This window comes from Flavobacterium zhoui (genome assembly GCF_042787235.1).
Lineage (GTDB): Bacteria > Bacteroidota > Bacteroidia > Flavobacteriales > Flavobacteriaceae > Flavobacterium > Flavobacterium zhoui.
Genome location: NZ_JBHZPY010000008.1, coordinates 134,562 through 157,037, shown reverse-complemented (window position 1 = coordinate 157,037; position 22,476 = coordinate 134,562). Strand labels below are relative to the sequence as shown.

Sequence of the window (22,476 nt, the reverse complement as noted above, 5' to 3'; positions counted from 1 at the left end):
ATGATTTTATAATTATAAAGCGAGAAAATAGATGTACTTATTTTTTACCGAATGAAATCCATGTTGCTTTGTGCCAAATATATTCTAAGGGTCCCTGCTTATGGGTTTTAAGCCACCAAGTACAGAACGATAATTGGCTAATAAACAATAGTATTCCTATCAACAGGCAGTAAGTTGCTCCAGTATACTCAAAAAGACCAAGGCCATATCTATAATAAATAAAGGCCCCAATCATGGATTGCATAATATAATTTGTCAAACTCATTTTCCCGAAAGGAACTAACATAGATAAAGTCTTATTAACAACTTCCTTTTGATACAGTAAAACAAAGGAAGAAACAAGAACTAACATAAATGCAACATTTGACCATGATGCAAAGATTATTGTAAGTTTATTTGATAACGTTGCTCTTGTTACTATATCCACCATATAGGTCTTTAAAAGATATAATGGAATAAAAAAAATAATTGCATAACGTAATACTTTGCTCCAAAATTGGTTCGTTGCAAGAGTTGTTGCAAAAAGTTGTTTTCTGCCTAATAACATTCCAAACATAAATAAAGCCGGAGCTTGGAAAATCCTTCCATTTTCCCATGACCATAATAAAGAGGCGGTTTTTCCTAATGTCAAGTCTCCAATAACATAATCCATAAAAGAACCATGTTTCATATAATAACTTATACTTTCATAATAGGCATTTGATAAATTAGGAGGAGCCACATAATCCGGATTCAAAATATAATAAATACATCTTGCCCATTCCAAAGGTTGCAACATCAAAATAATAGCAGTAATAAACACCGCTTTATTACTCCAATTTACAACAGGGATCAACAAAAGTCCCAGAAAAGCATATAAAGTAAGGATATCACCTTGATAAAAAGCCGTATTAATGAGTCCAAAAACCAACAACAGCATCATTCGCCAAAAGAAACGCCCTCTAAAATCATTTCCTTTTTTAGCTTGATTGTCATTTTGAATATAGAAACTAAACCCAAAAAGTAGTGCAAAAATAGCATAGGATTTACCACCAAAAAGGAAAAACAGCGAATCCCAAACAATTTTATCTAATGCTACAAGCCACGTTGGAAAATTTTCCGGCAAATAATAATATTCAAAATGTTCCACATTATGTAGTAACATAATTGACATAATGGCAAAACCGCGCAACGCATCAACCACTTCTATTCTTGGAGATTTTAAGTTTAATGTAATGTTGGTCATAATGATGGCATGCGTTAAATAAAATAGTAAACCTCAAAAATATATTTTTTTGGATAAATAGTAGTTAAAAAAAATATTTATAAACATCCATTTTGTGATTTTTGGGATAAACTATTCGAAAAATTATATAAAACTCTGTAGAAATTATATAAGTAATCAATTCATTGATTTTGTATCTTTATGTAAATAAAAAATAAAAATCCATGAAAAAAAAGATAACAAGATTATTGATGCTGTTGATAGTGTTAATTTCATTTACAAGCTGTTCAGTAATAGAAGGTATATTTAAGGCCGGTGTTGGTGTTGGTGTTTTTATTGTGGTTGTTATAATTGCCATTGTTGTACTTATTATAAGCAAAGTCTTCGGTAAGAAATGATTAAATATTATCAGCATTTACAACTTCTACAAAGGGATAAGCCACTATTTAAAAAAAACGCCAACTGAAAAGTTGGCGTTTTTTTTTATCAAGATAAACGACTGTTTAAATAGTATACATTTTAATTCTCAATTCTTGAACTTTTTCATCATCTAGATAGTCATCAAAAGTCATGTAACGGTCTATTGCTCCATTCGGTGTTAATTCAATAACACGATTAGCAACCGTTTGAGAAAATTCATGGTCATGAGTGGTGAAAATTACAGATCCTTTGAAGTTTTTCAATGAATTATTGAAAGCTGTAATAGACTCTAAGTCCAAGTGATTCGTAGGTTCATTAAGCATCAAAACATTTGCACGCTCCATCATCATTCGAGACAACATACAACGTACTTTTTCTCCTCCAGATAATACTCTGCACGTTTTCAAAGCTTCTTCTCCTGAAAAGATCATTTTACCAAGGAAACTACGAATATTAACCTCATCACGTTCTTCCTCCGTTTTTACCCATTGGCGTAACCAATCCACAAGAGAATAGTCACTCTCAAAAAAAGAATGATTTTCTACTGGCAGATAAGCTTGATTTGTAGTAACTCCCCAATCAAAAGTACCTGAATCCGCTTTTTGATTTCCATTTAAAATTTCGTAAAAAGCAGTTGTAGCACGTGAATCTTTTGAGAAAAGGACAATTTTATCACCTTTAGCCATATTCAAATCAACTCCTTTAAACAAAATATCTCCATCAATTGAAGCGCTCAAGTTTTGCACATTCAAAATTTGATCTCCTGCTTCACGCTCCTGATCAAAAATAATCGCTGGATAACGACGGCTTGATGGTTTTATATCCGAAATATTCAACTTACTAATCATTTTTTTACGAGAAGTAGCTTGTTTTGATTTGGCCACATTCGCACTAAAACGACGTATGAACTCTTCTAATTCCTGTTTCTTTTCTTCTGCTTTTTTGTTTTGTTGCGCACGTTGTTTAGCGGCTAACTGGCTTGATTCATACCAAAAAGTATAATTCCCGGAATAATGATTTATTTTACTAAAATCAATATCCGAAATATGCGTACAAACGGAGTCTAAAAAGTGTCTGTCGTGAGAAACTACAATTACTGTATTTTCATAATTTGCCAAGAAATTCTCTAACCAAGCAATGGTTTCAAAATCTAAATCATTGGTAGGCTCATCCATAATAAGTAAATCAGGATTTCCAAAAAGAGCTTGTGCCAAAAGGACACGAACTTTTATTTTACCCTCAAGATCTCCCATTAAAGTATAATGATGTTCTTCAGAAATTCCAAGATTTGACAACATCGATGCTGCATCAGAATCAGCATTCCAACCGTTCATTTCTTCAAATTGCACTTGCAACTCCCCTATTCTATCTGCATTTTTATCATTGTAATCTAAATACAAAGCATCCATTTCTTTTTTGATGGCATACAATGTCTTATTTCCCATCATTACAGTCTCAAGTACGGTGCTTTCGTCAAACATATTATGGTTTTGGTTTAAAACCGACATACGTTTTCCGGATTCCAAATGAATATGACCTGATGTAGGATCCATTTCACCTGCAATTATTTTAAGAAAAGTAGATTTTCCAGCACCGTTGGCTCCGATAACTCCGTATATATTACCATGTGTGAAGGTAGTATTTACTTCATCGAACAAAATTCGTTTGCCAAACTGAACTGATAAATTGTTAACTGTTAACATAAATATTTTTTATAAAAATTTTTGCAAAAGTACGAAAAAAATACTGATTTTTATGAATTGTAGATAGCTTAACATTAAAATAGTAGTCCTGGAAAAATACGATGAAAATTAAGCTTGTTAACACTTATATTTTCTTTAAAATTAACAAACAAACAAGCTTAATTTTAATACTTATTTTTTGGAATTCATCACTGACTTAATTTCTTTAAACTAGCTAAAACTGCCACCTCAACATCGGCAGGGCTTCTGGAATTAAATTGTTCTAATAAACCATTTAGTACATCAGGGTTAACTGTTTTTTTGTTTTCTATAACTAATAAGAGTTCTTCGGATATGTCCTTTAAATTTTTGGATAAAGGCAGAAGCGGTTGAATTAGCGGAGCATTGGCACTTAAATTATTTAAATCTGCATCCATAGCAATCCATTTTCTAAAAAAATTAGTTACTAAAGTTTGACTTTCTTTATTTTTATTTTCTAAAAAATTGTTTACCGCTATATCAAAATCATAGGCATCAAAAGCATCTACTGTGCAGGCATCAGCAAATAAAGTTAGTGGAGAAAACATAAAATATTTTTTTCCTCCTCCATTTCGTTTGTAATTTTTTAGTGGTTCACAAACATTAGAAAAATCTCTCAATGCTTTTGTGTCTTGATTATTACAGATGTTTCTTAAAATCACCTCTTTGTTTCTAAGATGCATAATGCCTAATTCTTCCAATCTAAAAGAGATCGTTTTCAATCTTTTATGCAAACTATTCAAATCATTAATATTTTCATTAGACCACAATCTTTCAGCAATAGCCGCAGTTCTTGGCCAAATTCTGGAGTCAATATTCAAAGGCGTCACCAGTTCGCTCCACATTGTTGCTTCGCCTCCTAATATTCTTGCTTTTTCCTCAGCAGTAAGAACAATATTTTTTGGTATCGGATCGTTCAAATAATGACTTTGTATGCTAAGCATCAAATCAATGTAATAGCCATTGGACAAAACTGTTTTGTAACCATTTTTAGCAGCAGCGATAAGAGAGCCTCCTGGAACAACACTTTCATTCGCTCCTTTCCAAGAATGAATAATAGCCTCTTTGGACATATCTTTTGTCATTATTTCTTCCCACCCCATTAATTCTTTATTATATTTTTTTAACATTGGAATCAATTTCATTGTGAAATAGGTCTGCAATTCATGATTATTTGCCAATCCATTTTTTTTCTTAAATTCTTGTATTTTAGGATTTTCATCCCATTCTTTCCCTTGATTTTCATCACCGCCAATATGAAAATAATTTCCTGGAAACAAGGGACAAACCTCATCAAAAATTTCACCTAACAACTGATACGTTTTTGGATTTGTCGGATCTAATGTTGGTGTATAAATTCCAGATCTCCTACCAACGATATAGGCAACTTCATTACTTACTTTACTTCCTATTTCTGGATACGCAGTCAATATTGCCGAACCATGACCGGGAACATCTATTTCCGGGACTACTAAAATCCCTCTTTCAGAAGCATATTTTACCACCGTTTTAATTTCCTCCTGAGTATAATAATATCCATCTGAAGCTAATTTCGTCAATTTAGGATGCTTTTTAATTTCAATTCTCCAACCTTGATCATCTGCTAAATGCCAATGGAATACATTCATTTTCATTGAAGCCATTGCATCGAGATTCCTTTTAATAACATTTACAGGTTGAAAATGCCTTGCTGCATCTATCATTAATCCTCTCCAAGTAAATCTTGGAGAATCCGTAATTTCAACCATTGGAAAATAATACGAAGTACTTGTGTTTTGCAATAATTGCAATAATGTTTCTAACCCATGCAATGCCCCAAGATCTGTTACTGCATTAATCATTATTTTATTCGAAGAAATCGTTAAGGCATAACTTTCGTCTTCATTCAATCCTACTTTCCCATTTCGAATACAATTAATTTGTAATTCTGCACCAGGAACCTCATTGTTTTTTGTTATAAAAGCCTGTTCCAAAAATAATCCAGTTCTGCCATCTAATCTTCTCAAAAAATTGGTCGCTCCTGCAAAAATTCGAGGGTTGGGATTGCCGGTAATATTTAATTTAAAACTTTTAGATAAAGTAAAAGTTCCTGAGGTCAAATTTATATTCTGCGGCCACGGCATCAGATCTAATTCTTCCTTTTTAATTTGTGAATTAGATAAAAAAGGAATAAACAGTAGGATTAAGATGTATTTCATATGTTTTTATTGTTCTTTTTAATAATCAAAACGCTTAAAAGCTTCAATCGCTTCGTATTCCGCTAAACCTAAATCATCATATAATTTAGCCGTATGCTTATTCCTATCTTCTGCTCTTACCCAAAATTCTCTGGAGTCATTTCCCTGAAACATCACTCTGTCTTTTTGAGATTGGTGATATAAAATAGCATGTCTTTTTAGTAGAACTTCATCTGGACTCAAAGGTACGGCCATGTCAATTTCATGAATATCCCATTCATGCCAAGCCCCTCGGTACAACCACAACCAGCAATCATTCATGTATTTCTCTGGCTTCAATTGTTTCATTGCCGCAAATATAGCATTAAGACAAACTTCATGTGTACCATGTGGGTCTGCTAAATCTCCTGCCGCAAAAACCTGATGAGGTTTAATTTTTGCGATAATACCCTGAACTATTGCAATATCTTCAGGACCTAACGGATTTTTTTTTATATGTCCTGTTTCATAAAATGGCATATCCAGAAAATGAATATTCTCCTCCTTTAATCCAATATATCTTGTCGCTGCATAAGACTCTCGGCGTCTAATCAATCCTTTCAATTTTCTAGCCTCAACTGTATCGACTTCATTTTCTGATTTATTATTTAAAAAATCTATAACCGCTTGAAAATTCATTTTAGTTTTAGCATCTCCAATGAAATCATTACAAACCTCAGCAAATTTCAAAGCTTCATCATCTGTTACTGCAATGTTTCCAGAGGTCTGATAAACCACATGAACATCGTGTCCTTGTTTTATTAATTTAGAAAAAGTTCCTCCCATAGAAATCACATCATCATCAGGATGCGGACTAAAAAGGATCACTCTTTTCTTATCAGGATTAGCCCTTTCCGGTCTATGGGAATCATCAGTATTAGGTTTACCTCCTGGCCATCCGGTTATGGTGTGCTGCAATACATTGAACATATTTATATTCAAGTCGTAAGCGGAACCTTCTAATGCTAAAAGATCAGACATTCCGTTATTATTGTAATCTCTGTCGGTCAATTTCAAAATAGATTGATTGGTACTTTGACACAGCCAAACAATTGCTTTGCTTTTTAACTCTTGAGTCCAAATACATTCGCCCACTAACCACGGTGTTTTAAAACGGGTTAATTCCGAAGCTGCCGATTGATCTAAAACGAACGTAGCATTAGCATGATTTTGCAAAAATGTCGCAGGAACTTCAGAGCTAATATCGCCTTGAATTGTTCTTTTTATTATATCTGCTTTGTTTTGGCCCCAAGCCATTAATACAATTCTTTTAGATCTTAGAATAGTTGAAACTCCCATGGTAATTGCTCTTTTAGGAACATTGTCAATCCCATTAAAATCAGATGAAGCATCGACTCTTGTAATGTGATCCAAAGTAATTATGCGAGTGCCCGAGTTGATATGGGATCCTGGTTCATTGAACCCTACGTGACCCGTACGACCAATACCTAATAATTGAAAATCAAGTCCGCCAGCATTTTTAATATTCATTTCATAATCAATACAATATTGATTCAGCTCTTCAATGGCTACAGTTCCGTCTGGAATATGTATGTTTTCAGGTTTAATATCAATATGATTAAAAAGATGCTGATTCATAAAATAATGATAGCTCTGATTGTTCTCTTTAGTCATTGGATAATATTCATCCAGATTAAAAGTGATAACATTACTAAAACTAAGTCCCTCTTCTCTATGCATTCTAACAAGTTCTTCATATACCTTTATAGGCGAAGAACCAGTAGCTAAACCAAGAACACAAGATTTATTTTGCTTTTCTTTTGATTTAATCAATTCAGCAATTTCCTGCGCTACAATTACAGAGGCTTCTGTTGAGTTTTTGAAAATTTCATTGTGAATTTTTTCAAATCTAGTTTCTTCGAATTTACCGGCACTTTTATAGCTGATGTCTGGTTTAATTTCTAAAGCACTTTTCATTTTTATTCTGTTTTAATTCTAATTTATAAAGATATGCATTTTTTTAAATGGTGTAAACGCTCCGGAATGCATTTAGGTTGGACACTATTTTATTCTTTTCATGTAAATATAGCTTTAACGTGATTTTAGAAAAAATAATTTATACCAACAGCACCTAATATTCAACCAACGACATTTTTTTATCAACAATGCGTTTTAAAAAACGACAAATGAATGCGTTGATTTTTGCTGATTTCAAATTATTGATTTTCGTAAACAAGTGTTTTCTATTTAAATAATGGCAACCTAAAAATAAAGATTAATTGTTAGGCCATTAACGGAAGTACCATGAGTTTTGAAATTCTGAATTATTTTGTACTTTCACCACATACAAAAACAAAAAAGGTATTGGTATAATAAAGACTAAGAAGCGGTTGAAATTAATTTTCAAAAAGCAATTCCCTTTCGAACATAAAGTAAAGTTCAAATATTATATCATCTCTTTACAAATACCTATTCCTAATGAAGATTAAATGTGTTTTAGTAGATGATGAACCATTAGCTATAAAAGTCCTTCAGAATTATTTTACCAATTTTGCGGATTTTGAAATTATTGGCAAATTTAGCAATGCACTGGAAGCACTGGAGTTTATCAATAACAATAGTGTAGATGCCGTATTTCTCGACATCAACATGCCTATGATGACTGGTTTTGAATTGATTCGATTAATTGAGTATAAAACTAAAATTGTAATCACCACAGCCTTTAGGGAATTTGCTGCCGAAAGTTATGAATTAGATGTATTGGACTATTTATTAAAGCCAATCCCTTTACCGAGATTCATTAAATGTATCAATAGAATTACAACTGAAATCAATTTAAAAAATAACACAAAAATTGAAGCGCATCGGATTGAACCCCATATTTTTATCAAAGTAGATAAGAAAATGATAAAAATAACATTAGATGAAATTCTTTTTATCGAAGGAATGAAAGAATACATTAAGGTCGTGACGAGCGATAAAACTTATATTACACACAAATCATTAACTTCCTTATCAGACGAATTACCAGCGGATCGATTTGTAAGAATTCATAAATCGTTTATCATTGCAATAGACAAGATAAAATCTATAGAAGGAAACCGAATTCAAATACTTTCTTACACTTTGCCCATAGGACGAAATTACAGCAAAGATGTAAAAAGTAAAATTTTAGAATAGAAGTCATTTGAATATTTTACTTGAAAGCGTAAAAAAATAAAAAAAAAGCATCATTTTTTAATAAAACGTGATTATTCTATAATTTTAAGAATATTTATTCTAAATAATTTTTTTTTAATTTACTTAACAAATATATTTACCATCTTACTGCAAAAAAAACAAAAAATTAAACTAAAAAACCAAAAAAAATTATGAATTCAGAACAGACGAAGTCGAATAATTCGGCTCTTTATACCTTAATTACAGTATTCTTCTTTTGGGGATTTATTGGAGCATCAAATGGTGTTTTCATCCCTTTTTGTAAAGCTAAATTTGGTTTAGACCAGTTCCAAAGCCAGCTTATCGATTTTGCTTTTTACGGGGCTTATTATATTGGAGCGTTACTGCTTTTCATTTTTAGTAGCTTAGCAAAAAATGACATTCTAAATGCTTGGGGTTTCAAAAAAGGAATTATCAACGGATTATTAGTAAGTACTTTTGGAGCTTTATTAATGATTTTGGCCGTATCTCAAGGAAGTTATTTATTCATTCTTGGTGCTTTATTCATAGTAGCTTTAGGTTTTTCTTTACAACAAACTTCCGCACAACCCTTTGCAGCTTCGTTAGGAGAAGCTCATACAGCATCAAACCGTTTAAACTTAGCTGGTGGAATCAATTCACTTGGAACCACAATAGGACCAATAGTTGTTTCTTTTGCCTTATTTGGAGTTATTTCCGGTGTCAGCATTGAAGAATTTGCTCAAAAAGAAGATTCATTAGATTCCATGAGAATACTTTATGTATTTGTTGGAGGTTTATTCTTATTGGCTGCCGCCTTATTCTATTTTTCAAAAAAATTACCATCCGGTAAAAGTGATTCTACTTTTGAACCTGCAAGCAAGGCAATGAAAACGCTTATAGCAATTACGGTAATTTTAGTAGCAATATTTGCTTATATATTCTCTCGATATGAAGATCAAGAGTTCATCACTCGTTTTATTGACAATAAAGAAAAGGATTATTTAGGTTTAGGATTGACAGTTGCAACATTATTAGTTGTGGTTATAGGGTTATTATTCGCTAATACCACAGCACAAAAAAATCCTGAAGGATGGGGAGCAATGAAATACCCACAATTAGTTTTGGGAATGTTAGCGCTCTTTACTTATGTAGGTGTCGAAGTAACCATTGGAAGTAATCTTGGATCATTATTAGAAACGGATACTTTTGGTAAAATTGCAGGTCCTTCATTAGCACCATACATGTCAATGTATTGGGGAAGTTTAATGATTGGTCGTTGGGCAGGAGCAATTTCAGTGTTTAATCCATCTTCTCAATTAAAGAAAATTTTACTTATCGTAATTCCATACTTAGCTTTTGGAGTAGTATTAGCTGCTAATGCAATCTCTGGCCAAGATGTTACACCATTATACGGTTATGCATTCGTAATTTTGTTCCAAATCGCAGGTTTCTTTTTAGGAAAAGATCATCCATCAAGAACATTAATGATTTTTGGATTAATGGGAATGACAGCAATGCTAATTGGTTTATTCACTACCGGAACAACAGCAATTTATGCTTTTATGAGTGGTGGTTTGTTTTTAAGTATTATGTGGCCATCTATTTTCTCATTGGCAATTGCTGGTTTAGGAAAATATACTTCTCAAGGTTCTGCCTTTTTAGTAATGATGATTTTAGGCGGTGGAATTATCCCACCATTACAAGGAAAAATATCTGATATTATTGGGATTCACGATTCTTATTTTATTCCTGTTTTATGTTTCGCTTTTATAGCATTCTATGGTTGGAAAGTGATTGGAATATTAGAAAAACAAGGAATTGGACATGAAATAGAAGTTGGTGGAGGACACTAATTTTTAATAGAACAACAGACCAAAAAACCAAACCAAAAAAAACTCCCATTTTGCTAAGCATAATGGGAGTTTCTGTTTATATCGAAATCTCAAATCAGAAATCGTTAATTTGCATTAAATCTATTTATTACCTTTTTCGAAATCAGCAACAAACTGAGCCAATCCAATATCTGTCAAAGGATGTTTCAATAAACCGTAAATTGCAGAAAGTGGCCCAGTCATAACATCAGCACCAATTTTAGCACAGTTTACAATGTGCATTGTATGACGAACAGATGCAGCAAGAATTTGAGTTTCATAACCGTAGTTATCGTAAATCAATCTGATTTCTTCAATCAAAGCCAAACCATCAGTAGATACATCATCTAAACGACCAATAAACGGAGAAACATAAGTAGCGCCCGCTTTAGCAGCCAATAAAGCCTGTCCTGCAGAGAATACTAAAGTTACATTCGTTTTTATTCCTTTATCCGAGAAATATTTAGCAGCCATAACTCCTTCTTTAGTCATAGGCAATTTTACAACGATTTGATCGTGCAAATCAGCTAATTCTTCTCCTTCTTTAATCATCCCGTCGTAATCTAAAGCATTCACTTCAGCACTTACATCCCCATCAACTAGATTACAAATATCTACATAATGCTTCAAAATACTGTTTTTCCCAGTAATTCCTTCTTTTGCCATCAATGATGGATTTGTAGTAACTCCATCCAAAACGCCTAATGCTTGCGCTTCCTTAATTTGAGCTAAATTAGCCGTGTCAATAAAAAATTTCATAGTATTTATATATTTAATTGTGTGTGTTTTTTATTTGGGCGTGACCACAAGGGTCAGGCTTTTCGCTGTATCCTCGCTAAAAAGCGAGGGATGCCGCTACAATCCTTCACGCAAATTTGGTGCAAAATTACAACTTATAATGGTTCATTAGCATTTTTTCATATACTTTATCTGGTAAGACTCTTTTAAGAACAATAGAGAACTTTTGCATAAAAGCCCCTACTTTGTAATGAATTTTAGGTTCAGGAGTTTGAATAATCTTATAAACCGCTTCAGCCATTTCATTTGGATTACTACCGCTATCCACATGTTCATCCATTGTTTTAAGGGTATTCCCATACGGAATTTCATAAGCAGAACCTTTAATTAAAGGAGCATGAAAACGTCCCGCAGCAATATTAGTCGCAAAATCTCCTGGTGCAACATTCGTAATATGAACTCCAAATGGTTTTACTTCCATTCGTAAAGCTTCTGTAATTATTTCAAGAGCTCCTTTTGAAGCCGAATAAATACTTCTGTAAGGCAAACCCATATATCCGGCAATAGAAGTAATATTAATAATAAGACCAGATTGCTGTTGACGCATTTGTGGCAACACCGCTTTCATCACTTCAATTGGTCCAAAAAAATTAGTCTCAAAATTATTTTTGATTTCATGCATTGGAATTTCTTCCAATGGTCCGGTAATTCCAACACCAGCATTATTGATTACAACATCCAATCTTCCGGAGATCGCAATTACTTTGGCTACAGCCGCATGAATCGAATCCGTATCCCGAACATCTAAGGCCACCAAAAGAAAAACCGAATTTAAAACGCGTTCCGGATTTCTGCTGGTACCGTAAACAACAAAACCCTTATGATGCAAAAATTCACCTATGGATTTCCCGATTCCCGACGAACCTCCTGTAATAAGAACTACTTTATTCATGTTTATTGATGTTTGTTATACGAAAGGTCCAAAAATAAAAAAATCCTCCCGAAGGAAGACCACTTTTGTACGAAATAATTCAAAAAAAAATCTTCCGCAATGGAAGATTAAAAAAATGGCAAGCGACCTACATCGCACCGCTCAACCACGTACCCTTGCTATGTTCCCATCCTGGGGGAGTCTGCAGGAGCTGGTCGTGTAGGACTTGCCGGTGCAAATATACAATACTTTTTATATTTTTGCAATACCTTTGCACCTATAAAATAACGTTGTATATTGGCTTATTAAAATTTTAAACTATGAAAAATTATAACTTCCTATCTATCATTTTATTAGGAATTACGTTAGCAAATTGCAACGATACAAAAAAAGGCAAAAATTCTATATTTACCATCGATAATACTAAATTTAAAACACAATATCAGCCTCAAGAGTCGCTACAAATTGGGATTTTAAACCCAAATGACAAGGCTGTGGATAGTATTATTTACTATGTCAATGATGAAAAAATTGCTTCAAAAAAAGATCTTGATAAAGTAGCTTTTGGATTGAAAGATCAAAAATTAGGGTATCAAAACTTAAAAGCCTTAGTTTATTTTGGAGGCGAAAACTCAGAAGCTACTGCTAGGATCGAATTAGTTTCCAATGTCACGCCAAAATTATTGAGCTATAAAATTATAAATACGTTCCCTCATGATACAGCGTCTTTTACCGAAGGATTAGAGTTTTATAAAGATACTCTATATGAAAGCACCGGATTAAAAGGCAATTCATACTTTAGAAAATACGATTATCGAACAGGAAAAGTTTATAAACAAATTAATCTTGATGCCAAATATTTTGGAGAAGGAATTACTTTTATAAATGATAAAATGTACCAACTGACTTGGCAAGAAAAAACAGGTTTTATTTACGATGCAAAAACATTAAAACTAGAAAAAACTTTTACATATGATAAAGATATTGAAGGTTGGGGAATGACAAATGACGGGAAATACATTTATCAAACGGACAAAACGGAGAAAATTTGGAAAATGGATCCAAACACTCAAAAAATGATTGATTATATTAACGTGTATTCTGGAGATTCTAAAATAAAATCTGTCAATGAATTAGAATGGATTAACGGTAAAATTTATACCAATGTATGGCAAAAAGATGCGATTGCCGTTGTAAATCCTAACAATGGTGCGGTAGAAGGAATTTTAAACCTCGCAGGTTTGCGAAAATTAATAAATGCAACTGCAGATGATTATTTAAACGGTATCGCTTACAACCCAAAAACTAAAACCATTTTTGTTACTGGGAAAAACTGGGACAAAATGTTTGAAATAACGGTTTCAGAGTAATTTTTAAAAAAATGATAACACTAATCATTAATATCAAGGAATTACTACAGGTTCGAGATTCTTCAATTTTGAAAGTATCTGGTGCTGAAATGGCAATTCTCCCAACAATCAAAAATGCTTATTTGGTAATTCAAAATGGGCTTATTTCTGATTTTGGCTCGATGAAGGATTTACCTAATATCAATCCAGAAAAGTGTATTGATGCTGACGGGAAAATGGTTTTACCTTCCTGGTGCGACAGTCATACTCATATTGTGTATGCAGGCAACAGAGAACAGGAATTTGTTGATCGAATAAATGGCTTGACTTATGAAGAAATTGCCAATCGTGGCGGCGGAATTTTAAATTCGGCAAAAAAATTGAATGAAACCACTGAAGAAGATATTTACAATCAATCAAAAGCGCGACTGGAAGAAGTAATGCGTTTAGGAACTGGTGCAGTTGAAATCAAATCAGGATACGGATTGACAGTTGATGGAGAGTTGAAAATGCTTCGTGTTATTCAACGTTTAGCACAAAACTATCCAATGACTATAAAAGCCACTTTTTTGGGTGCTCACGCGTTTCCATTAGAATACAAAGAAAACCATAAAGGATATATCGACTTAATCATCAACGAAATGCTTCCTGAAATTGCTAAAAATAAGCTGGCTGATTACATCGATGCATTCTGTGAAACCGGTTATTTTACAGTTGAAGAAGCAGAACAAATCATGGAAGCTGGAATCCGTTTTGGCTTAAAGCCAAAAATTCATGTGAATCAGTTCAACTCCATCGGAGGAATTCAGGCTGGAGTAAAATACAACGCACTTTCTGTAGATCATCTTGAAGTTATGAATACTGAGGATATTGAAGCTTTAAAAAATACGGAGACCATGCCTGTTGCATTACCTTCGTGTTCCTATTTTTTGAGTATTCCATATGCTCCAGCGCGAGAAATGATCGCTATGGGACTTCCAGTAGCACTTGCAACGGATTATAATCCTGGTTCTACTCCATCAGGAAATATGAATTTTGTAGTGGCAACTGCTTGCATAAAAATGAAAATGACTCCAGAGGAAGCCATCAACGCGGCCACACTTAATGGTGCTTACGCAATGGGAGTTTCTGAAACGCACGGAAGTATAACCATTGGCAAAAAAGCCAATCTGATTATTACAAAACCTATTCCCTCCTATTATCAATTACCTTATGCTTTTGGGAGTAATCTAATTGATATTGTAATTCTAGAAGGAGAAATAATCGCATAAAAAAAGAGGAACCGAAGTTCCTCTTTTTTATGCGAATCCTTTAAAATATTATTTTAAAGAAAAACTTGTTTTAGAAACCAATTGATCTTTATCAAAAATATTTACAAAATAAGTTCCTTTTGGAAAGTCTTTCCCTCGTAAATTCTCTGTAACATCAACTGTTTTGTTTTCATAATTAACATTAGACACAAAACTGTAAGTCAAAGTATTATCACCAAAAGTTTCTGTTTTCTTGTCTCCTAAAACATTATTTTTACTGTCAATAACTTGAACATAATAAGATTTAGTCCCTGATTGTGCTACTTGATTTTCAGCAATAGTAAAACTTATTTTAAGAACATCCGCTCTACTTGCTTTGTCTGTAGCAACTTCTTTTCCAGAACTTTTTAATTTATAAGCTGAACCTCTTGTATTCAAAACAGTTAATTTTGCTGCTTTTTCAACTACTTTAGATAATTCTTCATTTTGCCCAGCTAGTGCTTCATTAGATTTTTTTGCTTCTCCTATTACAACTACTGCGCTATCGCGTTGTGTTGTTAAGGTTGTATTTTGTTTTTTCAACCCTTCATTTTCAGCCATCAAAACTTTCATTTTTGATTGTAAAGCAATTGATTGTGTTTTGTATTTTGCTAATGAAGCCACATCTCCTTTTGATTTACTAAGATCATTCATCAAGTTTACCACTTTATCTCTCTCTTGAGTTAACTCATCAGACATTGAAGTGTTTTCTGAAATTGCAGCATCATAAGTAGATTTTAATTCCTGCAAATCTTTCATGACGGACTCTTTTTCAGTTAATGTGGTTTTTAATTCAGTCTTAACAACATCAGTATCAGAAGTCATTTTAAAAATATATACTAAACTTCCCACTAATAAAACTGCTAAAACTGCAATAATCGCTTTTAGACTTGAACTGCTTTTTTGATTTTCCATATTCTATTTAATTTATTTTTTACAAATTTAACAATATATAACTACCATTTAACGTAAGTTAACACAATTATAGTATTTTTGGAAAAAACATTTTCTTAAAATGGAAAAGATTACCCCTTTTACAATCAATGATCTTGCTAAAATTACCAACCACAGAAGTGGCGAAATAAAATTTGGAGAGAAAATGATAACAATACCGAAAGATAACGATGCATTAGATTTTCTTAAAGCTTCTGACGCTAAATATGTATTATTTGGAATCCCGGAAGATATTGGCATACGCGCTAATTTTGGGCGACCAGGAGCGGCATCTGCGTGGGAAAGTGCAATAAAAAGCATTGCTAATATTCAGCACAATCGGTTTTGCAAAGGAAATCAACTAATCGTTTTAGGCCAATTAGAGGTCAGCAAAGAAATGAAGGAAGTTGAAAATTTAGATTTTAATGACATTGATGACCGGGCCAAACTAAGTCAACTGGTAGAGCAAATAGATAAAGATGTATCTCATATAATTTTTAATATTGTAAAATTAGGAAAAACCCCAATAATCATTGGTGGTGGACACAATAATTCTTACGGGAATATTAAAGGATCGGCTCTGGCCAAAGGTAAATCTGTAAATGCAATAAACTTTGATGCCCACTCCGATTTTAGAATTTTAGAAGGACGACACAGTGGTAATGGTTTTTCCTATGCTTATGAAGAAGGTTTTCTGAAAAAATATTTTATTTTTGGTTTACACGAAAACTATACCTCTAAAAGCGTTCTTGATATAATTAAAAAAATTGAAGATCGGGTGCGTTACAATACGTATGACAGTATCAACATTAGACGAGAAAAAGAGTTTAACCAAGAAATGGAACAAGCTTTAGAATTCATAAATGATGACTTCTACGGCATCGAAATTGACTTGGATGCTATTCCCAACATAGCTTGCAGCGCAATGACGATGAGCGGTTTCTCTGTTGAACAACTGCGACAATTCATTTCCTTTTTTGCAAAATATAAAAATGCTACCTATTTACATATTTGTGAAGGTGCACCGGATCTGGGAGAAGATAAAAACAATCATTTAATTGGAAAACTTATTGGTTATCTCGTTACTGATTTTATCAAATCGAATCAGCAGATTGCATAACTGTTTATGCTACAAATTACTTAAACACATAACCCATATTTACCTAATCGATAATTAAGACTATCTTTGCAGCACTATCTATGTACCTAATACAAGATATTTAATATTAAAAATATGTTATTCGAAGATTTTTCACTTTCAAAAAGTATACAAAGGGCGGTATTTGAACAAGGCTATTTAGAAGCAACACCAATACAAGAACAAGCTATTCCAATCATTTTATCAGGCAGAGATATGATTGGCTGCGCACAAACCGGTACTGGGAAAACAGCCGCTTTTGCAATACCTATAATTCACCAGTTGCATAGAATAGTGGGCTCATCTAAAAAAGCAAGCCCAATTCGTGCCTTAATTATTACGCCCACAAGAGAACTAGCCGTACAAATTGGCCAAAATTTTGACCAATACGGAAAATATACAAACTTAGTACAACTTACCATTTTTGGAGGAGTTTCCCAAGTACCGCAAGTAGAAATGCTTAAAAAAGGCGTTGATGTTTTAATTGCCACTCCGGGACGTTTACTAGATTTAGTAAAACAAGGTTTTATAGATTTAGATCATTTACATACTCTGGTTCTTGATGAAGCAGATCAGATGCTTGATATGGGATTTGTAAATGATGTCAAAAAAATTGTAAAATTGACACCTAATAATAGACAAACACTCTTTTTTTCTGCAACAATGCCAATTGCCATCAGAGAATTAGCCGAAATGTTTCTTAAAGACCCAGTGACTGTTACTGTTTCTCCTGTTTCTTCTACAGCTGAAAATGTAGAGCAAAGAGTTTATTTTGTTGAAAAAACAGAAAAACGAAACTTATTATATCATTTAATTAAAAACGAAAATTTATCTGATGTATTGGTTTTTTCAAGAACTAAACACGGAGCAGATAATGTTGTTAAAGCACTTCGAAAGAATAATATTGCTGCTGAAGCCATTCATGGTGATAAATCTCAAAATGCAAGACAACGTGTTTTAGATGCTTTCAAAAATAAAGAAATTGGTGTTCTAGTTGCAACTGATATTGCCGCCAGAGGAATTGATATTGATCAATTACCTTTTGTTATAAATTTTGATTTACCAAATATTCCTGAAACTTACGTGCATAGAATTGGTAGAACGGGTCGTGCTGGAAATGGTGGAGTAGCGATTTCTTTTTGCAGTAAAGATGAGCATACTTATTGGAAAGACATTCAAAGACTGACAAAGACCGATGTAAAAATAATTAGTGATCATCCTTATCCATGGCATTCAGGAAGTCCTGAGACAGCTCCCGGAGCAAAGCAAAACAACTCTAATCGCAGTGGTGGAGCTCATAAGTCAAGAAAATCTGAGGTTTCAAAACAAAATAAAAAACGCTGGTATTAATCCGTTTATAATCTAAAGCTTAACATGTACGAAATGTCTTTATATCTTTTTATTCAAAAATACAATTCAACACTAATAGTCTCATTTTTAACGTTTTAAATGTTGATTTATTTTTAAGATTACATGTTTTGTAACTATTCAGCCTGTAATACAGCAATAGTTTTAAAAGCGTCCAATATGTTTTGATCGTTTTTAATACAGGTGTCGGTTACCGAACGGATAACCGCATAGATTTGAGCACCATTTTCAGTTTTGAACTGACCGGATACTTTTTGTTTAACTTTTACATTTCTGATCGCTCTTTCCGATGCATTATTGTCAGCAGGTACTTGGAAATGCTCAAGAAAAGTAAGAATATATTCTTTGTGTTTTATCATTGGTTTATGGAATGCACGCAGTTTCTTTTGATTTTCAGGAAGTGGATTTTCTAGTAAAGCTTCTAAAGAGATTCTTATTTTATCCCTTTCTAAGATTGGCTTGTTATATTGCTCTTGGTTTAAATTTTTCTTAAGTTCTAAAGCTGCATACAATGTTCTTTAGAAGTTTGTAGCCCAATTGGACTCAAAGCGTTGTTCAAAAAATATAAGTTCTCGCAATAAATGTGCAATGCATAATTGGTGCGTTTTGCATTGGGTTTGAAAATGACTTGCCCAACAATCATGGACTAAAACCGCATCATGAAAACTTGGAGAAAATTAGTATCAATAGTAGCTGTTCCTCTATTTTTTGAAAACACTACAAATGTAACGAACCTGCTTTGCCAAGTCCAAAACCAACCATTTTTGCCATTTACTCTAATACCTGTTTCATCAGTACCAACAACTTTTTCATTCGATACTTTTTGAGCAATTAAATCATATGCGGGTTGTGCTTTTAATGCAAAACCATCCAAGAGATTGCAAATTGTACCTTGTGGAATAGGCAGATTACAAACGTCTTTAAAATATTCGCTCATTCTCTCAAAAGGCAAGTATTGACGAGTATGAATATAGGCAATTGTCGCTTGAATATTAGCGCCGTAACTTATTGTTGCTTGTAACCGCAGAAGAGATTTATAGATAAATATATGTATGTACTCTATTTTGATCATTAAATCAGAAAACCAATCTAGTAAAAATCACTTGTTTTTTGCTTATAATTTAAAAAAGGAATACTAAATTATACACGAATCACAATTTCATTACTATTTAATAATCTTTATCGTTTTTTGTGATAATTATTAGTTAAGCTTAATTATTTATGTTTTTCACACGATTTTTTTCATTATAATTGTTAAAAATAAAGTTATGAAGGAAGAATATTTCAAATGGTATTCGCCGCATCTAAATAGAGATATAGAAATGTTGGTTTTTGGACATGCGGGCTATCCTGTTATTCTATTCCCAACTTCAATGGGGAGTTTTCATGAAAATAAAGATATGGGATTAATTGAATCAGCAAGATGGTATATCGAGCAAGGATTAATTCAAATTTTTTGTCCGGATAGTATTGACAAAGATAGTTTTTACAATAAAAATATCCATCCCATACATCGCATAGAAAATCACATAAAATACGACAAAATGATTTGTCATGAAATTGTCGAGAAAGTAAAAAACAACACTTCATCAGGAAAAGTGGCAATGGCCGGTTGCAGTTTTGGTGGATACCATGCTGCAAATTTTGCTTTCCGTCATCCAGGCTATGTGAGTCACCTTTTTTCTATAAGTGGTGCCTTTAATATCAAGAGTTTTTTAGATGGTTTTCATAATGATGATGTGTTTTACAACAGTCCGGAGGATTATTTGTATGGCTTAAACGATTCGGAATTATGGAAGATGGATATCGTTTTAGGAACTTCAAATTGGGATATTTGCTTTGACGCCAATCTAAAATTGAGTAAGGTTTTAAGTGAACGAAATATTCATCACTGGCTGGATATTCGTCAAGATAAAAAGCATGACTGGCCAATCTGGAGAGAAATGTTTCCTCATTATTTATCAAGAATTAAGTTTTTTTAAAATTATAAAATCGCGAGAATCAAGTATCAAGAAATTAAAAAGTAACAGATGAAAAAAATTGGAATCTTATTTGGAATGGAAGATACCTTTCCGCAAGCATTTATAGACAGAGTTAATTCAAAAAACGAGAAAGGCATAATTGCTGAAGCTGTTGCTATTGATAAAGTAGTTCAAAATCAGGATGGTGAATATGCAGTGATTATTGATCGGATTTCGCAAGATGTTCCGTTCTATCGTGCCTATTTAAAAAATGCTGCGTTAACGGGAACTAATGTGATTAATAATCCTTTTTGGTGGAGTGCCGATGATAAATTTTTTAATAATGCTTTAGCCAATACATTAGGAGTCCCATTACCTAATACCGTAATTCTTCCCTCAGCGGAACATCCTACAGATACTACCGGCAAATCATTTAGAAACTTGAAATACCCAATGGATTGGCAAGGAATTTTTGATTACATAGGTTTTCCCGCTTATATGAAACCGTATGCCGGTGGAGGTTGGAAAAATGTATACCGTCTTGAAAATAAAGAAGAATTTTGGGAAAAGCATCAGGAAACGGGACAATTAGTGATGATGTTACAGGAAGAAATTGTTTTTACAGAATATTTTAGAGTGTATTGTTTGGGCTGCAAAGCGGTTCGGATTATGCAATATGAGCCAAGAAACCCGCATCATTTGCGCTATGTAATTGATGGGCCACCAACGGATAAAAAACTGTTAGCAACTATAAAAGACTATACGTTGCGACTTTGTAAAGGACTGGGATATGACTTTAATACAGTTGAATTTGCGGTACGTGACGGAATCCCCTATGCAATAGATTTTGGAAATCCTGCTCCTGATGCCGAATTGACATCGGTTGGTGCCGAGAACTTTGAATGGGTGGTTGAAGAAGCTGCAAAAATGGCAATTGCTGCCGCAAAAAAGCAAAAACCGGCTAAAATGAATCTCACTTGGGGAACTTTTATTAAAGATGCAGCAAAATAGTTTTCAGTCACAGTATTCAGTAAACAGATTGAAAACTGCGACTGCGACTAAACACTAAAAAAATGATTATGTTAAAGAAACTACCCGTATTTACACTAGGTGTTGAAGAAGAATATCAAATTATTGATCCTGAGACACGAGACTTGCGTTCGCACTTGTCAAAAATTGTGGATGGTGCAAAAATAATATTAAACGAGCAAGTTAAGGCAGAAATGCATCAATCTGTTGTAGAAGTTGGGACTAATATTTGTAAAAGCGTCGCCGAAGCGAAGTGTGAAATTAAATTTTTACGTTCCAAAATCGTTGAATTAGCCGATAAACAGGATCTAATCGTTGGCGGTGCCGGAACACATCCCTTTTCTAAATGGCAAGACCAACCCATAACTGATGATCCCAGATATCATGATATTGTGAATGAATTGCAAGATGCAGCCCGTTCTAATTTAATTTTTGGGATGCATTGTCATGTGGGTATTGAAAATCGGGAAATTGGATTGCAATTGATGAATCAGGCGACCTACTTTTTGCCTCATATTTTTGCTCTTTCGACAAATTCTCCTTTTTGGGAAGGTCGAAAAACGGGATACAAATCATTTAGAACCAAAGTTTTTGATAAATTCCCTAGAACTGGATTGCCTGAATATTTTGATTCTGTTGCTGCATACCAAAATTATTTAGACACCTTAGTCAAAACCAATTGTATTGACAATCCTAAAAAAATATGGTGGGATTTACGTTTGCATCCGTTTTACAATACCATCGAATTTAGGATTTGTGATATGTGCTTAACAGTGGATGAAACAATTTGTATCGTCGCAATTATTCAGGCAATTGTGGCCAAGTTGTATAAACTTAATATGAATAACACTAGTTTTAATATCTACCGATTAGCCTTGATTAAAGAAAATAAATTTCGCGCTGCCCGATATGGAATTGATAACAATATGATTGATTTTGGATTGCAAAAAGAGGTTGAAACTAAAATGCTAATTCTGGAATTGCTTGATTTTGTTGATGATGTTGTAGATGAATTGGGTAGTCGTGACGATATTAATTATGTGCATGAAATTTTGAAAAATGGAACTGGGGCCGATAAGCAATTGGCAGTTTTTGAAAACACAGGTAATCTTTCCAGAGTTGTAGATTTTATAACGAGCGAATTTACTAAAGGATTATAAAATAAAA

General features: G+C 33.2%; 19 protein-coding genes and 1 other RNA gene. 10 read left to right on the top strand and 10 right to left on the bottom strand.

Annotated elements, in window-relative coordinates; genetic code table 11:
- Positions 1 to 37 precede the first annotated feature (37 nt).
- Positions 38 to 1,225, bottom strand: a complete 1,188-nt coding sequence (locus ACFX5F_RS10735; RefSeq protein ID WP_379852038.1) for a DUF418 domain-containing protein — start codon at positions 1,223 to 1,225, stop codon at positions 38 to 40.
- Positions 1,226 to 1,428: 203 nt separating this feature from the next.
- Here ACFX5F_RS10735 and ACFX5F_RS10730 point away from each other — a divergent pair, with 203 nt between their 5' ends.
- Entirely contained in the window at positions 1,429 to 1,602 is a 174-nt protein-coding gene (locus ACFX5F_RS10730; RefSeq protein ID WP_379852037.1) for a hypothetical protein, read from the top strand.
- Between the two features lie 105 nt (positions 1,603 to 1,707).
- On the opposite strand, the gene ACFX5F_RS10725 is transcribed toward ACFX5F_RS10730, so the two are convergent.
- From ACFX5F_RS10725 to nagB, 3 genes are all read right to left on the bottom strand, one after another.
- A complete protein-coding gene (locus ACFX5F_RS10725) occupies positions 1,708 to 3,327 on the bottom strand; it encodes an ABC-F family ATP-binding cassette domain-containing protein (protein WP_379852036.1) in 1,620 nt (539 codons plus the stop codon).
- Between the two features lie 188 nt (positions 3,328 to 3,515).
- Positions 3,516 to 5,543, bottom strand: a complete 2,028-nt coding sequence (locus tag ACFX5F_RS10720) for a beta-N-acetylhexosaminidase (RefSeq protein ID WP_379852035.1) — start codon at positions 5,541 to 5,543, stop codon at positions 3,516 to 3,518.
- An 18-nt stretch (positions 5,544 to 5,561) separates the two neighbouring features.
- Entirely contained in the window at positions 5,562 to 7,499 is a 1,938-nt protein-coding gene (gene nagB, locus ACFX5F_RS10715; RefSeq protein ID WP_379852034.1) for a glucosamine-6-phosphate deaminase, read from the bottom strand.
- A gap of 501 nt (positions 7,500 to 8,000) precedes the next feature.
- Here nagB and ACFX5F_RS10710 point away from each other — a divergent pair.
- Complete coding sequence (locus ACFX5F_RS10710) at positions 8,001 to 8,702, top strand: LytR/AlgR family response regulator transcription factor (RefSeq protein ID WP_379852033.1); 702 nt, start codon at positions 8,001 to 8,003, stop codon at positions 8,700 to 8,702.
- Positions 8,703 to 8,893: 191 nt separating this feature from the next.
- Positions 8,894 to 10,555 carry an MFS transporter gene (locus tag ACFX5F_RS10705; protein ID WP_379852032.1) on the top strand — a complete coding sequence of 554 codons (1,662 nt, stop codon included), beginning with the start codon at positions 8,894 to 8,896 and terminating at the stop codon, positions 10,553 to 10,555.
- A 120-nt stretch (positions 10,556 to 10,675) separates the two neighbouring features.
- On the opposite strand, the gene fsa is transcribed toward ACFX5F_RS10705, so the two are convergent.
- From fsa to ffs, 3 genes are all read right to left on the bottom strand, one after another.
- Positions 10,676 to 11,332, bottom strand: coding sequence for a fructose-6-phosphate aldolase (gene fsa, locus ACFX5F_RS10700; RefSeq protein WP_035672771.1), 657 nt, complete (start codon positions 11,330 to 11,332; stop codon positions 10,676 to 10,678).
- 127 nt (positions 11,333 to 11,459) lie between these two features.
- Entirely contained in the window at positions 11,460 to 12,263 is an 804-nt protein-coding gene (locus ACFX5F_RS10695; RefSeq protein WP_379852031.1) for an SDR family oxidoreductase, read from the bottom strand.
- A 113-nt stretch (positions 12,264 to 12,376) separates the two neighbouring features.
- Positions 12,377 to 12,474: signal recognition particle sRNA small type (gene ffs / locus ACFX5F_RS10690), an RNA gene on the bottom strand.
- An 88-nt stretch (positions 12,475 to 12,562) separates the two neighbouring features.
- On the opposite strand from ffs, the gene ACFX5F_RS10685 reads away from it, so the two are divergent.
- Together ACFX5F_RS10685 and hutI are read left to right on the top strand one after the other, a co-directional pair.
- The gene (locus ACFX5F_RS10685; protein ID WP_379852030.1) at positions 12,563 to 13,612 is read left to right on the top strand and encodes a glutaminyl-peptide cyclotransferase; all 1,050 of its coding nucleotides are present in this window, start codon (positions 12,563 to 12,565) and stop codon (positions 13,610 to 13,612) included.
- Between the two features lie 11 nt (positions 13,613 to 13,623).
- On the top strand, positions 13,624 to 14,862 hold the full coding sequence (gene hutI, locus ACFX5F_RS10680) for an imidazolonepropionase (protein WP_379852029.1): 1,239 nt from the start codon (positions 13,624 to 13,626) through the stop codon (positions 14,860 to 14,862).
- A gap of 48 nt (positions 14,863 to 14,910) precedes the next feature.
- Here hutI and ACFX5F_RS10675 read toward each other — a convergent pair whose 3' ends face one another.
- Complete coding sequence (locus ACFX5F_RS10675; RefSeq protein ID WP_379852028.1) at positions 14,911 to 15,795, bottom strand: DUF8428 domain-containing protein; 885 nt, start codon at positions 15,793 to 15,795, stop codon at positions 14,911 to 14,913.
- A 100-nt stretch (positions 15,796 to 15,895) separates the two neighbouring features.
- On the opposite strand from ACFX5F_RS10675, the gene ACFX5F_RS10670 reads away from it, so the two are divergent.
- Complete coding sequence (locus tag ACFX5F_RS10670; RefSeq protein WP_379852027.1) at positions 15,896 to 16,933, top strand: formimidoylglutamase; 1,038 nt, start codon at positions 15,896 to 15,898, stop codon at positions 16,931 to 16,933.
- A 114-nt stretch (positions 16,934 to 17,047) separates the two neighbouring features.
- Entirely contained in the window at positions 17,048 to 18,301 is a 1,254-nt protein-coding gene (locus ACFX5F_RS10665) for a DEAD/DEAH box helicase (protein ID WP_379852026.1), read from the top strand.
- A 134-nt stretch (positions 18,302 to 18,435) separates the two neighbouring features.
- On the opposite strand, the gene ACFX5F_RS10660 is transcribed toward ACFX5F_RS10665, so the two are convergent.
- The gene (locus ACFX5F_RS10660; RefSeq protein ID WP_379852025.1) at positions 18,436 to 18,831 is read right to left on the bottom strand and encodes an IS66 family transposase; all 396 of its coding nucleotides are present in this window, start codon (positions 18,829 to 18,831) and stop codon (positions 18,436 to 18,438) included.
- A gap of 134 nt (positions 18,832 to 18,965) precedes the next feature.
- Positions 18,966 to 19,391 (bottom strand): IS66 family transposase, encoded by a 426-nt coding sequence (locus ACFX5F_RS10655; protein WP_379852024.1) that lies wholly within the window; start codon positions 19,389 to 19,391, stop codon positions 18,966 to 18,968.
- 196 nt (positions 19,392 to 19,587) lie between these two features.
- On the opposite strand from ACFX5F_RS10655, the gene ACFX5F_RS10650 reads away from it, so the two are divergent.
- The 3 genes from ACFX5F_RS10650 to ACFX5F_RS10640 all read left to right on the top strand — a co-directional run bounded on the left by ACFX5F_RS10650 (position 19,588) and on the right by ACFX5F_RS10640 (position 22,469).
- A complete protein-coding gene (locus tag ACFX5F_RS10650; protein WP_379852023.1) occupies positions 19,588 to 20,301 on the top strand; it encodes an esterase family protein in 714 nt (237 codons plus the stop codon).
- Positions 20,302 to 20,349: 48 nt separating this feature from the next.
- A complete protein-coding gene (locus ACFX5F_RS10645; protein WP_379852022.1) occupies positions 20,350 to 21,291 on the top strand; it encodes an ATP-grasp domain-containing protein in 942 nt (313 codons plus the stop codon).
- 68 nt (positions 21,292 to 21,359) lie between these two features.
- Complete coding sequence (locus ACFX5F_RS10640) at positions 21,360 to 22,469, top strand: carboxylate-amine ligase (protein ID WP_379852021.1); 1,110 nt, start codon at positions 21,360 to 21,362, stop codon at positions 22,467 to 22,469.
- Positions 22,470 to 22,476 lie beyond the last annotated feature (7 nt).